The sequence below is a fragment of the Streptomyces sp. NPDC008092 genome (assembly GCF_042957285.1).
Lineage (GTDB): Bacteria > Actinomycetota > Actinomycetes > Streptomycetales > Streptomycetaceae > Streptomyces.
On sequence record NZ_JBIBHY010000023.1, the window covers coordinates 1 to 12,631 of the forward strand.

The following is a 12,631-nucleotide window of genomic DNA, read 5'->3' on the forward strand; positions in this document are numbered from 1 at the left end:
GGTTACATTCCGAACCCGGAAGCTAAGCCTCACAGCGCCGATGGTACTGCAGGGGGGACCCTGTGGGAGAGTAGGACACCGCCGAACAAATATTGAAAAGAGCCCCACACCTCACGGTGTGGGGCTCTTTTGCGTTTAAGGACTTTGAGGAATTGGCAGGAGCCGACCGCGGCTCCTGCCATCCGGGAATCAGAGCCGGCCCGCCGCTTTCAGGGCCAGATAGGCGTCAGCCAACGCGGGTGCGAGATCATCAGGCGTCGCGTCCACCACCGTCACACCGTGCCGGCGGAGCTGCTCCGCCGTCCGGTGCCGTTCGCTCTGAGCCTGTGCGGCCGCTGCTGCCTCGTACACCGCGTCGACGTTTCCGCGAGCCGTCGCCATACGCGCGATATGCGGGTCGGCCACTGAAGCGAGCAGAACAGTGTGCCGTTGGGTCAGTTGGGAGAGCACGGGAAGCAGACCCTGTTCGACCGGAGCGGTGTCGAGCGTCGTGAGCAGGACGACCAGGGAACGGCGTGGAGCCGTTCGGAGCGCGGTGGCGGTGAGGCCGCGGGCGTCCGTTTCGACGAGCTCGGGTTCCAGCGTGGCCATTGCGCCGACCAGGGAGGGGAGGACGTCGCCTGCGGCGCGGCCCTGGACGAGAGCACGGATCCGGCGGTCGTAGGCGAGGAGATCCACGCGGTCGCCCGCGCGCGACGCGAGGGCCGCGAGGAGAAGTGCCGCGTCCATGGAGGCGTCGAGGCGGGGCGCGTCGCCGACTCGGCCGGCGGAGGTGCGTCCGGTGTCGAGGACGAGAAGGATGTGCCGGTCTCGCTCAGGACGCCAGGTGCGTACCGCGACCGCCGACTGCCGTGCCGTTGCCCGCCAGTCGATGGAGCGGGTGTCGTCGCCGGGGACGTACTCGCGGAGGCTGTCGAATTCCGTCCCCTCACCGCGGGTCAGAACGCTGGTGCGGCCGTCGAGTTCACGCAATCGGGCGAGTTTCGACGGCAGATGCTTGCGGCTGGTGAAGGGGGGCAGAACCCGTACGGTCCAGGGCACTTTGTGGCCGCCCTGGCGGGAGAACAGGCCGAGGGGGCCGTAGGAGCGGATCGTGACGCGGTCCGCCTGGCGGTCACCGCGGCGGGTCGGGCGCAGGCGGGTCGTGACGCGTCGGCGTTCGCCCGCGGGGACGGTCAGCTGGTGGCGTGAGGCCTTGACCTCCGTGCCGGGCTGCCAACTGCTGGGCGGCCAGCCGTCCCTGAGGCGGGCCCGGAGAGGGCGCCCGGACGGGTTGGTCACCGTCAGGGTGACGTCCGCGGTCTCGCCCAGGCGGGCGGAGGTGTCGCCGGAGCGGGTCAGTACGAGGCGTCGCACCGGAGCCGCCAGGGCGAAGTCGCAGGCGCAGGCCAGAGCCAGCGGGCCGTCGACGGCGAGGAGGCCGGTCCAGCCAGGTCCCCAGATGCCGATGGGGATGGAGCCGATGGCCGCGACGAGGGCGGCGCGTCCGGTGAGGGGCATCAGCGGGGGACCGGGACGTGGGCGAGGATCGCGTTGATGACGGAGTCGGCGGTCACGCCTTCCATCTCGGCCTCGGGGCGGAGCTGGACGCGGTGGCGGAGGGCCGGCAGGGCGAGGGCCTTGACGTCGTCGGGGATGACGTAGTCGCGGCCGGTCAGCCAGGCCCAGGCGCGTGAGGCGGCGAGGAGGGCGGTGGCGCCGCGCGGGGAGACACCGAGGGTGAGGGACGGCGACTCGCGGGTGGCGCGGCAGATGTCGACCACGTACGCGGTGATCTCGGGGGAGACGCTCGTCTTGGCGACCGCCGCGCGGGCGGCTTCGAGGTCGGCGGGGCCTGCGACGGGACGTACGCCGGCGGCACGCAGGTCGCGCGGGTTGAAGCCCTCGGCGTGGCGGGTGAGGACGTCGATCTCGTCCTGGCGGGAGGGGAGAGGGATCGTCAGTTTGAGGAGGAAGCGGTCGAGCTGGGCTTCGGGGAGGGGGTAGGTGCCCTCGTACTCGACGGGGTTCTGGGTTGCCGCGACCAGGAACGGGTCGGGGAGGAGACGCGGGGTGCCGTCGACGGTGACCTGGCGTTCCTCCATGGCTTCGAGGAGGGACGACTGGGTCTTGGGCGGGGTGCGGTTGATCTCGTCCGCGAGGAGGAGGTTGGTGAAGACCGGGCCGGGCTGGAAGGAGAACTCGGCGGTGCGGGTGTCGTAGACGAGGGAGCCCGTGACGTCGCTCGGCATCAGGTCGGGGGTGAACTGGACGCGCTTGGTGTCCAGTTCGAGCGCGGAGGCGAGGGCGCGGACGAGCAACGTTTTGGCGACTCCCGGGACTCCTTCAAGGAGAACGTGTCCGCGGCAGAGGAGAGCGACGACGAGGCCGGTCACGGCGGGGTCCTGGCCGACCACGGCTTTGGCGATCTCCGCGCGCAGGGCCTCCAGGGAGGCCCGGGCGTCGGCCGGGTTCCCGGTGTTCCCGGCGTTGTCAGTGGTCGGGTCCATCATGGACGGCGTACCTCTCTTTCGAGGGCGTCGAGTTGGTCGGTGAGGGTGACGAGGGCCGCGTCGTCGCCGGGCGGCGGTCCGAAGAGCAGGGCTTGCAGGGTCTGTCCGTCGCCGTGCAGGTGGGCGGAGAGCGCGGGGAGCAGGGCCTCGGGCGCGTGCGCCTGGGAGACGGGGACGCCTACGAGGGGGGCGAGACGGGTGCGGGCGGTGGAGCGAAGAGCGGCGGCCGCGCGGTCGCGGGCGCTGGCCTTGCGGTAGAGGCGGGCGCGGCCTTCGACGGTTTCGGAGGCGCGGATCGCCACTGGAAGTTTCTCGGGCACCAGGGGACCGAGTCGGCGTGCCCGCCAGAAGGCGGCCAGGGCTGCGGCGATGAAGAGCTGGAGCGTGCCCCAGAGCCAGCCGGAGGGCAGCAGGTCGAACAGGGTTTTCTGGTCGCCGGTACCGGTGGCCGTGGCGTCGGAGAGCGAGGGGAGGTACCAGACCAGATGGGGGCGGGAGCCGAGGAGCTGAAGGGCGAGCGAGGCGTTGCCCTGCTTGTCGAGGCGGTCGTTGAGCAGGATGTCGGGTGCGCCGAGGACGATGGTGTCCCCGTTTCCGGAGGCTGCGGGGATGCGGAGCAGCGTGGCCAGGCGCTGGCTGGGGTAGCAGGTGTTGGCGTCGAGGTGGGTGGTGGTGTAGCGGATGCCACCGGTGTCGGCGCTGCCCGCCCGCCGGGCCGCGGCCAGGCTGCAGTGGGGGTCGAGCGTGGACCTGACGCTGTTGGCGGGGTCGGCGGTGACGCCGGGGGCGAGCCGTTCGACGGATGTGCTGCCGGCGGCGACCAGCACGGTGCGGCCGCGCGACCGGGCCGTCGACGCCTGCAGTTGGGACTGCTGATGCGGGGTCAGCAGATCCGGGACGGCGACGAGAAGCGTGGTCTCGGGGCCGGTCGCGGCGCGTGCCTCGGCCAGGGTGGTGACCACCCGGGTGTCCACGCCCCGGTCGGCGAGGAGTTCGGCGACGGCGCGGCTGCCGTAGGGGTCGGCGGAGCGCGGGTCGAGGTCGCCGTGCCTGGTGTCGGAGCGGATGACGGCGATGGCGATCGCCCCGGCGAGGACGAGCACCACGGCGAGGACGATGCCCCGCGTGCGGGTCCACACCTGTCGGGTGGTGGGCGCGGTGGAGGTGGCGGCGGGCGGGAGGGCTACGCCGGTGCTCATTCGGCGGCTCCCTGGCGGGTGTTGTGGCTCGTGCTGAGTGTGTTGTGGGTGCTGCTGGTGGTGCCGGTGAGGATCGGCTTGGTGCGTTCCAGGTCGCGGTCGAGGTCGGCGATGCGGTCGTACGACGCCTGGGTCGCCCTGCGGCCGCCGTACGTCACGTCGTCGAACTCCCGGGCGGCGGCGCGCAGCCGGTCGGTGTGGGCGGGCAGGGCGCGGCCGGCTTCGGCGGCGGCCTCGTCGGCGGTGCGGCCGGGGCGGACGTCGAGGAGGGCGCGTTCCTCCAGGGCGCGGACGACGGCGCGCATGCGTTCCTGGAGGGCCTGGTTCCAGTGGCCCTGGGCGGCGTGTGCCTCGGCGGCCGCGCGGTGTTCGGCGGCGCTGCGGGGGCGGTCGTCGAACAGGGTGGCGGCGGAGACGGGTTGGCGGCGGGGGGCGCCCAGGCGCCACCACAGGGCGCCCAGGACGGCGATGACGGCCAGGACCACGACGACCAGGCCCAGTGCGCCTCCGGGCGTCGCGGACGCGGCGGCGGAGAGCAGGCGGTCGACCCAGTCCAGGACGGCGTTCAGGGCGCGCTGGAACAGCCCTGGGTCGTTCTCGTGGTACATCCGCTTGGACAGTTCGCGCCGTGCTGCATCCCGCGCGGGGTCGCGCGGGATGGTCACGGGCGGCTGGTCGTCCGAGCCCAGTGCCAGCAGTGCCGTGTCCCGGGCCCGCAGCAGGCCTCGTAGGGCCTCGTCGGCGGCGCGTGGCAGGGTTGCCGGCACTGCTGTGAGGACTCCCCCCGTCGGGCTCACCGCATCAGCTCCCCGGGACGGTGCCGGGGGCGCCGGCGCCGTAGTTCTCGACGCCTGCGGCGCGGGCCAGTTCGAGGTCGAGGGCCTCGCGGCGGATGCGCTGGTCGATGTAGAGGAGCACGGTGACGCCCGCGTTGATCGGGAAGGTGAGCATGGAGCCGATCACCGAGCCGATGCCGCTGATGACGAGGAACGTCCAGCCGTAGTTGTTGTTGGTGTTCTCCAGGAAGCCGGTGAGGCCGTGGCCGCCGGCGTAGGCCCCGATCAGGGTGAAGGGGACCACGGCGAGCGACGAGACGATGTTGGCGATGATCGAGGCGAGGAACTGGATGCCGAAGACCCGCCACCAGGAGCCGCGGACGAGTTTCGTGGAGCGGCTCAGGGACTTGGTGATGCTCTGCTTCTCCAGCATCAGGGCGGGCGAGGCCAGCGAGAGGCGGACCATCAGCCACACGGTGACGACGACACCGGCGAGGATGCCGAGGATGAGCAGGGCGGCGATGGCGCCGCCCGGGCCGCCGGCGATCGCGACGACGATGCCGGGCAGTGCGCCGACGAGCAGGACGCCGACCGCGATGAGCCCGGTCAGGAGGATGAGGCCGAACAGCTTGAGGACCTGCGGGCGGGCGTCGCGCCAGGCCTCGCCGATGGTCACGGACTTGCCGAGTACGGCGCGGCTGGTGACGGTCGTCAGCAGGGCTGTCGCGATGATGGTGCCGACCAGGGTGATCAGCAGGACGGCGCCCGAGCTGAGCGCGACCTCGCCGGCCGCGCGGCTGATCTCGGTGAGGGAGGCGCTCGGGTCGTTGAGGGCGTCGGTGGTCTCGGTGTCGTTCAGGACGAGGCCCTGCAGGAGGATCACCGCGACCTCGGTGATGACGGCGACCGTCAGCGAGATGCCGAGGACCGTGCGCCAGTAGGTGCGCATGGTGGAGACGGCGCCGTCGAGGATCTCGCCGACGCCGAGGGGGCGGAGCGGGATCACGCCGGGCTTGGCGGCGGGCGGGGGGCCGCCCCAGCCGCCGCCCCAGGCTCCGTAGCCGCCGGGCGGGCCGTATCCGCCCGGGCCGCCGCCGTATCCGCCGTAGCCTCCGGGTCCTCCGTATCCGCCGCCGGGGGGCCTGCCGCCCCAGCCCGGGCCGGGGGGTGGGGGCGGCGGTGCCTGGCCTGGTGCCGGGGCGCCGGTGGGCGCGGACCACTGGCCGGGCGGCGGCTGTTCCTTGGACCACTGCGAGCCGGTGCTCTGTGGATCCGTGCCCGGCTGATCGGCGGGCTGTTCGACGGGCCCTGCGGGGACGGGGCGGTCGGCAGGGGCGGACGCGCCGGGTTCCCGCCCGTCGGACGGGGCGGATCCGGGCGAGGCCCAGCCCGGAGTGTCGTTCATCGAAGCTCCTTCACGGTGCCCGTCCGCGAGCGCGGCGGCAGGTTGGCTGCCATCGTGCCATGGGGTGGGCGCCCAGTGACCGGCCGCGGTAGAGGCTGCGCACCTTCAATTGTTCCTTCAATTGTCTGCCGGATACGGGGCAGACTGAGCGCATGGCTGATCAGTACGCGCAAACCGGCGAGGACAAGCGGCCGACGGGAATGCCGGTGATCCGGTGGGAGGAGCCGCCCGAAGGTCCCGTGGTGGTCCTTCTCGACCAGACCAGACTGCCTGCGGAAGAGGTCGGGCTGGTGTGCACGGACGCGCCGGCGCTGGTCGAGGCGATCCGTTCGCTCGCGGTGCGCGGGGCGCCGGTGCTCGGGATAGCGGGGGCGTACGGTGTGGCGCTCGCCGCCGCACGGGGCTTCGACGTGGACGAGGCCGCGGTGGCGCTGTCGGGTGCCCGGCCGACGGCCGTGAACCTGTCCGTCGGGGTCCGCAGGGCCGCGTCGGCGTACCGGTCCGCCCTGGCCGAGGGCGGAGACGGCGGGGCGGCGGCCGCGGCGGCGCTGAACGCGGCGCGGGCGCTGCACCGGGAGGACGCCGAGGCCAGCGCCCGGATGGCCGAGCACGGACTGGCGCTGCTTGAGGAACTGTTGCCCGGCGGAGGGCACCGGATCCTCACCCACTGCAACACCGGTTCGCTGGTGTCGGGCGGGGAGGGCACGGCGTTCGCGGTGGCCCTCAAGGCGCACCGGGAGGGACGGCTGCGGCGGCTCTGGGTGGACGAAACACGTCCGTTGCTGCAAGGCGCTCGCCTGACGGCGTACGAGGCGGCTCGCAGTGGCATGGCGTACACCTTGCTCACCGACAACGCGGCCGGTTCGCTGTTCGCGGCGGGGGAGGTGGACGCGGTGCTGATCGGAGCGGACCGGATCGCGGCCGACGGGTCGGTGGCGAACAAGGTGGGGAGCTATCCGCTCGCGGTGCTCGCGCGGTACCACCATGTGCCGTTCATCGTGGTGGCGCCGTTGACGACGGTGGATCCGGGGACCCCGGACGGGGCGTCCATCGAGGTCGAGCAGCGCCCCGGCCATGAGGTGACCGAGGTCACGTCGCCACAGGTGGCGGGAGCGGGCGGCGGGATTCCGGTGGCGCCCCTGGGGACCCAGGCGTACAACCCGGCGTTCGACGTGACGCCGCCCGAGTTGGTGACGGCGATCGTCACCGAGGAAGGTGCCGTTTCGCCCGTGACGGCCTCGGCTCTTGCCGAGCTGTGCGCGAGGTCCCGCCGGGTGACGATCTAGCTGACGGACCGATGCCGGCCCGACCGGCGGAGACGGCTCCTCCACCTGTGACGGCCCGCAGGCCGAGGGGGCGTGACGTCCGACGGCGACCTCGACGATCGTCCAGGCCCCGCTGACGGTTCTTCCAGCTCTCGGAATGGCGGGGGTGCCGTTCGCGAGTGTCGGCGGGTGCCTCGGGTTCCAGGGGCGAATCCCGATTGCGGTTCCTCGCCTGCGGCTGGTGACATTCGCCCATGAGCAGAATTGCCGAGGTCATCGTGTTGGCCAGCGACGCGAGAGAGATCATGGAGCCGCTGACCCAGCCGGACGACAGCCGTGACTGGGCCGGCCGCTTCACCGATATCGGGCATGGCATGTTCGAGGGCTGGGCTGCCGAGTTCGCGCGGCGGAGCGGATGGATCGGACTGCTGGAACACCTCGCGTCGTTGCCCTGGCCGTCGCCGCACTCCGTGCAGGTCCTGATCCACGACGAGGAGGACGACTGCTTCGGCCTGTGGATGATGCATGACGGCCGGCTCGTGGAGGTCCCGCTGCCACGCACCGAGCGCTACTTCTGGCTGGACCACTACACGGGCGAGGTCGATCCGAACTCGCCGGGAATTCTGACCCGCACGGGCAGGTACGACGGCTCGCCCGAAGGCGCTTGACCGCCGATGCCGACGTGGATTGTCCGTCGCGGGCCCGGCCGGGGTTGACATCCACGGCTGACCCGGCCGGCACGGCTGGCATCAACGCCGACGGACGGGGGCAGACAGTGACGGCTCAGTACGACTAAGGTCACAGGCCGGTGAGCCTGGTCACCTGCGCAACCTTCACTGTTATGAGAATGGGATGATGTCGTTTATGAAGGGACGAGTCCTTGTCGTCGACGACGACACCGCACTGGCCGAGATGCTCGGCATCGTGCTGCGTGGTGAAGGTTTTGAGCCGTCTTTCGTAGCCGACGGCGACAAGGCGCTGGCCGCTTTCCGTGAGACCAAGCCCGACCTGGTGCTGCTGGACCTGATGCTGCCCGGTCGGGACGGTATCGAGGTGTGCCGTCTGATCAGGGCGGAGTCCGGGGTGCCGATCGTGATGCTCACGGCGAAGAGCGACACCGTCGACGTGGTCGTGGGCCTGGAGTCGGGCGCGGACGACTACATCGTGAAGCCGTTCAAGCCGAAGGAGCTGGTCGCCCGGATCCGGGCCCGGCTGCGGAGGTCGGAGGAGCCGGCGCCGGAGCAGCTCGCCATAGGTGACCTGGTCATCGACGTGGCCGGGCACTCGGTGAAGCGGGACGGGCAGTCGATCGCGCTGACCCCACTGGAGTTCGACCTGCTGGTCGCGCTCGCCCGCAAGCCGTGGCAGGTGTTCACGCGCGAGGTGCTCCTGGAGCAGGTCTGGGGCTACCGGCACGCGGCGGACACCCGCCTCGTCAATGTTCACGTCCAGCGGCTGCGCTCCAAGGTCGAGAAGGACCCGGAGCGGCCGGAGATCGTGGTGACCGTCCGTGGTGTCGGATACAAGGCGGGACCCAGCTGACATGTCCGGAGACAGTGCCGCTTCGGCCCCCGGCCGGTCCGGGGACCGTCCGGAGCGGTCTGTCGGCGGGAAGCGGTTCGGTTCGCGCTGGCGGCTGCTCTTCGAGGGCGGCCTGCTCCAGGGCGGGGTTCAGGGCAGCCCGGTGCTGCGCCTGTTCATGCGCTGGGTGCGGCGACCGCTGCTGCCGGTCATGCGGCTGTGGCGGCGCAACATCCAGCTCAAGGTCGTCGTCACGACCCTGCTGATGTCGCTGGGCGTCGTCCTGCTGCTCGGCTTCGTCGTCATCGGGCAGGTGCGCAACGGCCTGCTGGACGCGAAGGTGAAGGCCTCGCAGTCCCAGGCCACCGGTGGTTTCGCGGTGGCCAAGCAGAAGGCCGACGAGGCCGCGACCGGCACCGGTGACACCGCGGAGTCCGTGGACGGGCGGCAGTCGCAGAACGTCACCTCGTGGATGAGCGACCTCGTCGAGTCCCTCTCCAGCGGCGGCCAGGGCGCCTTCGACGTGGTCACCCTGCCCGCGGGCGACAACAACAGCGGCGGCGGGCGCACACGGGCCTCCGGACAGGTCGACCCGACGGCCAGCGTGCCCGACGACCTGCGCGCGCGGATCAACGGCAATACGACGGCCGCACAGAGCTACACCCGGATCATCTACACGGACGACAAGGAGTCGCAGCCCGCGCTGGTCATCGGCAAGCAGGTCAGCGATCCGAACAACGACCCGTACGAGCTGTACTACCTCTTCCCGCTCACCCAGGAGGAGAAGTCCCTCAGCCTGGTCAAGGGCACGCTGGCGACCGCCGGGCTCTTCGTCGTCGTCCTCCTCGGGGCCATCGCCTGGCTCGTCGTACGCCAGGTCGTCACGCCGGTGCGGATGGCGGCCGGGATCGCCGAGCGGCTGTCGGCCGGGCGGCTCCAGGAACGGATGAAGGTCACCGGCGAGGACGACATCGCGCGGCTCGGCGAGGCCTTCAACAAGATGGCGCAGAACCTCCAGCTGAAGATCCAGCAGCTGGAGGACCTGTCGCGGATGCAGCGCCGGTTCGTGTCGGACGTCTCGCACGAGCTGCGGACGCCGTTGACGACCGTCCGGATGGCGGCCGACGTCATCCACGAGGCCCGCGAGGACTTCGACCCGGTGACCGCGCGGTCCGCGGAGCTCCTCGCCGACCAGCTGGACCGGTTCGAGTCGCTCCTCGCCGACCTGCTGGAGATCAGCCGCTTCGACGCGGGCGCGGCGGCGCTGGAGGCCGAGCCGATAGACCTCAGGGAGGTCGTACGGCGGGTGGTCAGCGGGGCCGCGCCGCTCGCGGAGCGCAAGGGCACGCACATACGCGTGCTCGGCGACCTGCAGCCCGTGGTGGCCGAGGCGGATGCCCGGCGCGTGGAGCGGGTGCTGCGCAACCTGGTCGTCAACGCCGTCGAGCACGGCGAGGGCAAGGACGTCGTCGTCAAACTGGCCTCGGCCGGCGGTGCGGTCGCCATCGCGGTGCGCGACTACGGTGTCGGGCTCAAGCCCGGCGAGGCGACCCGGGTGTTCAGCCGCTTCTGGCGGGCCGACCCGGCACGCGCGCGTACCACCGGTGGTACGGGTCTGGGGCTGTCGATCGCCCTGGAGGACGCGCGGCTGCACGGCGGCTGGCTGCAGGCGTGGGGGGAACCGGGCGGCGGTTCGCAGTTCCGGCTGACGCTCCCCAGGACGGCGGACGAGCCGTTGCGGGGCTCGCCGATACCCCTGGAGCCCAAGGACTCCCGGCGCAACCGGGGGCTCGGCGAGGCCGGGCTGCCGAGCAGCGGCGAGGACAAGCGGGCCACCGTGCCGGTGCAGCCCGGCGGCGGCCAGGCGTCGTCGCTCGCACCGATGGCGCAGCGGATGGCCGCCGTGGCCCCCACCGCCGATCCCACCGCGCTGCCCGGCAACGGCGCGCGCGTGGTGCCCCGGCCGGCCCAGGGCGCCCGGCGTCAGGAGGGCACGCCCGAGGCCGGTCAGGGCGACGGGGCGGACGAGTCGAACAAGCCAGGGGAGGCATTTCGTGGGCGCTGACCGCGAGGGGAGCGCCCGGCGCAGGCCGGCGCGAGCGGTGGCGTACGCCGCCTGTGGGGCCGTGGTTCTGGCGGGCTGTGCCTCCATGCCGGACAGCGGCGACCTGCGGGACGTCGAGTCGACGCCGCGGCAGGACACGCAGGTGCGGGTCTTCGCCATGCCGCCGCAGCAGGACGCGTCGTCCACGGAGATCGTGCAGGGTTTCCTGGAGGCCCTGACCAGTGACGACCCGAACTACGACACGGCGCGCAAGTACCTGACCAAGGCCGCCGCGAAGACCTGGCAGCCGGAGTCGCAGGCCATGGTGCTGGCGAACGGGCCGAGCATCCAGACGGACCCGCAGCCGGCGAGCCGTGAGGGCACGAACAGCATCGCCTACACGCTGCAGGGCAGCCGGGTGGCCACGGTCGACGCGCAGCAGGCGTACGCGCCCGCGGAAGGGACGTACCGCAGGACGGTGCATCTGACGAGGGACGCCAAGAGCGGGCAGTGGCGGATCGACTCGCTGCCGCAGGGGGTCGTGATGGGCAAGTCCGACTTCCAGCGCAACTACACGTCGGTCGACAAGTACTACTTCGCCTCGGACACGTCGGCCGGGGAGACCGGGCAGCCGGTGGCGGTCGCCGATCCCGTCTTCGTGCGCAGCCGGGTGGACCCGACGACCCAGCTGGTGCGGTCGCTGCTCAGCGGTCCCACCACCTGGCTCGGCCCGGTGGTCCGGTCGAGTTTCCCGACCGGTACGGCGCTGAAGAAGGGCGTGTCCGGACTGACCCCGGACGACCAGAACCAGCTCACGGTGCCGCTGAACGTCAAGGCGTCCCGGATCGGCTCCACCAAGTGCAGCGAGATGGCGACCCAGTTGCTCTTCACGCTGCGCAACCTGACGCCCACCGTGGACTCGGTCGCGCTGCGGTCCGTCAACGGCGCCCACATGTGCGACGTCACCGAGGAGCAGGCCGAGGCGACCGCCTGGCGTGCCTCCACCAAGCACCCCGACTACCTGTACTTCCTCGACGCCAAGCACCGGCTGGTGCGGATGACGACCGGCGGCACCGGCACCGGTGCGGTCGCGGTACCGGGCCCGTTCGGCGCGGGCACCAAGCCGCTGGGGTCGGTGGCGGTCGCCCGCGACGAGCGGACCGCGGCCGGGGTCACCAGCGACGGCCGGGCGCTGTACGTCACCTCGCTCGCGTCGGACGGTTCGCTGGGCGACGCCGTGCTGACCAGTCACGGTGCGACCGGGAACGACCGGCTGACGGCACCGAGCTGGGACGCCCGCGGCGACCTGTGGGTGGCCGACCGCGACCCCGCCAAGCCGCAGCTGTACATGCTGGCGCAGGGGGTGGGCCAGCCGGTGGCCGTGCAGATCCCCGAACTGGACGGCCGCATCGAGGACGTGCGGGTCGCCGCGGACGGGGTGCGGATCGCGCTCGTCGTCGAGAAGGACGGCAAGCAGTCGCTGCTCGTCGGGCGGATCGAGCGCACCAAGTCCGACGACCAGCAGGAGGTCTCGGTCCTCGAACTGCGCTCCGCGACCCCCGGATCCGAGGAGGTCACCGCGATGTCGTGGGCCGGGGACAGCAAGCTCGTGGTGGTCGGGCGCGAGCAGGGCGGCGTGCAGCAGACGCGGTACGTCCGGGTCGACGGCTCCACACCGGACGGGCCGGCGCCCGCGGCGCTCACGGGTGTCCTGGCGATCGCCGCGTCCGAGGACGACCGGGTGCCGCTGGTGGCCGCCTCGCAGGACGACGGGATCGTCCGGCTGCCGTCCGGGGACCAGTGGCAGAAGGTGGTCAAGGACGGGTCGGTGCCGGTCTATCCGGGCTGAGCCCCGCGCCGAGCATGAGCGGCCGTCCCGGTCCGGCGTCGAGCCGGCGGGGCGGCCGTCTTCGTGGGCGATGGACGCGT

At 72.0% G+C, this 12,631-nt stretch carries 10 protein-coding genes and 1 rRNA gene; 6 read left to right on the plus strand and 5 right to left on the minus strand.

Annotation, left to right across the window (positions count from 1 at the left end):
- Nucleotides 1-87: ribosomal RNA gene (gene rrf, locus ACFZB3_RS45700) — 5S ribosomal RNA — on the plus strand; the annotation flags it as partial.
- Between the two features lie 102 nt (nt 88-189).
- On the opposite strand, the gene ACFZB3_RS45705 is transcribed toward rrf, so the two are convergent.
- From ACFZB3_RS45705 to ACFZB3_RS45725, 5 genes are read right to left on the minus strand one after another with little or no spacing between them, the layout of a single operon-like run.
- Nucleotides 190-1,500, minus strand: coding sequence for a DUF58 domain-containing protein (locus ACFZB3_RS45705; protein ID WP_391388925.1), 1,311 nt, complete (start codon nt 1,498-1,500; stop codon nt 190-192).
- Complete coding sequence (locus tag ACFZB3_RS45710; protein WP_391388928.1) at nt 1,500-2,489, minus strand: AAA family ATPase; 990 nt, start codon at nt 2,487-2,489, stop codon at nt 1,500-1,502. The genes ACFZB3_RS45705 and ACFZB3_RS45710 overlap by 1 nt, the downstream gene beginning before the upstream one ends.
- Complete coding sequence (locus tag ACFZB3_RS45715; RefSeq protein ID WP_391388931.1) at nt 2,489-3,691, minus strand: DUF4350 domain-containing protein; 1,203 nt, start codon at nt 3,689-3,691, stop codon at nt 2,489-2,491. Before ACFZB3_RS45715 ends, ACFZB3_RS45710 begins: the two co-directional genes overlap by 1 nt.
- Nucleotides 3,688-4,458, minus strand: coding sequence for a DUF4129 domain-containing protein (locus ACFZB3_RS45720; protein ID WP_391388934.1), 771 nt, complete (start codon nt 4,456-4,458; stop codon nt 3,688-3,690). Before ACFZB3_RS45720 ends, ACFZB3_RS45715 begins: the two co-directional genes overlap by 4 nt.
- A 34-nt stretch (nt 4,459-4,492) precedes the next feature.
- Complete coding sequence (locus ACFZB3_RS45725; RefSeq protein ID WP_391388936.1) at nt 4,493-5,872, minus strand: hypothetical protein; 1,380 nt, start codon at nt 5,870-5,872, stop codon at nt 4,493-4,495.
- Between the two features lie 152 nt (nt 5,873-6,024).
- Between ACFZB3_RS45725 and mtnA the strand changes: the two genes are divergently transcribed.
- The 5 genes from mtnA to ACFZB3_RS45750 all read left to right on the plus strand — a co-directional run bounded on the left by mtnA (nt 6,025) and on the right by ACFZB3_RS45750 (nt 12,551).
- Nucleotides 6,025-7,158, plus strand: coding sequence for an S-methyl-5-thioribose-1-phosphate isomerase (gene mtnA, locus ACFZB3_RS45730; protein WP_391388939.1), 1,134 nt, complete (start codon nt 6,025-6,027; stop codon nt 7,156-7,158).
- Between the two features lie 233 nt (nt 7,159-7,391).
- On the plus strand, nt 7,392-7,805 hold the full coding sequence (locus tag ACFZB3_RS45735) for a hypothetical protein (RefSeq protein ID WP_391388942.1): 414 nt from the start codon (nt 7,392-7,394) through the stop codon (nt 7,803-7,805).
- A gap of 184 nt (nt 7,806-7,989) precedes the next feature.
- Nucleotides 7,990-8,679 carry a two-component system response regulator MtrA gene (mtrA, locus tag ACFZB3_RS45740; RefSeq protein ID WP_015659998.1) on the plus strand — a complete coding sequence of 230 codons (690 nt, stop codon included), beginning with the start codon at nt 7,990-7,992 and terminating at the stop codon, nt 8,677-8,679.
- A gap of 1 nt (nt 8,680) precedes the next feature.
- A complete protein-coding gene (mtrB, locus tag ACFZB3_RS45745; protein ID WP_391388945.1) occupies nt 8,681-10,723 on the plus strand; it encodes an MtrAB system histidine kinase MtrB in 2,043 nt (680 codons plus the stop codon).
- Entirely contained in the window at nt 10,713-12,551 is a 1,839-nt protein-coding gene (locus ACFZB3_RS45750) for an LpqB family beta-propeller domain-containing protein (protein WP_391388948.1), read from the plus strand. Before mtrB ends, ACFZB3_RS45750 begins: the two co-directional genes overlap by 11 nt.
- Nucleotides 12,552-12,631: the final 80 nt, after the last annotated feature.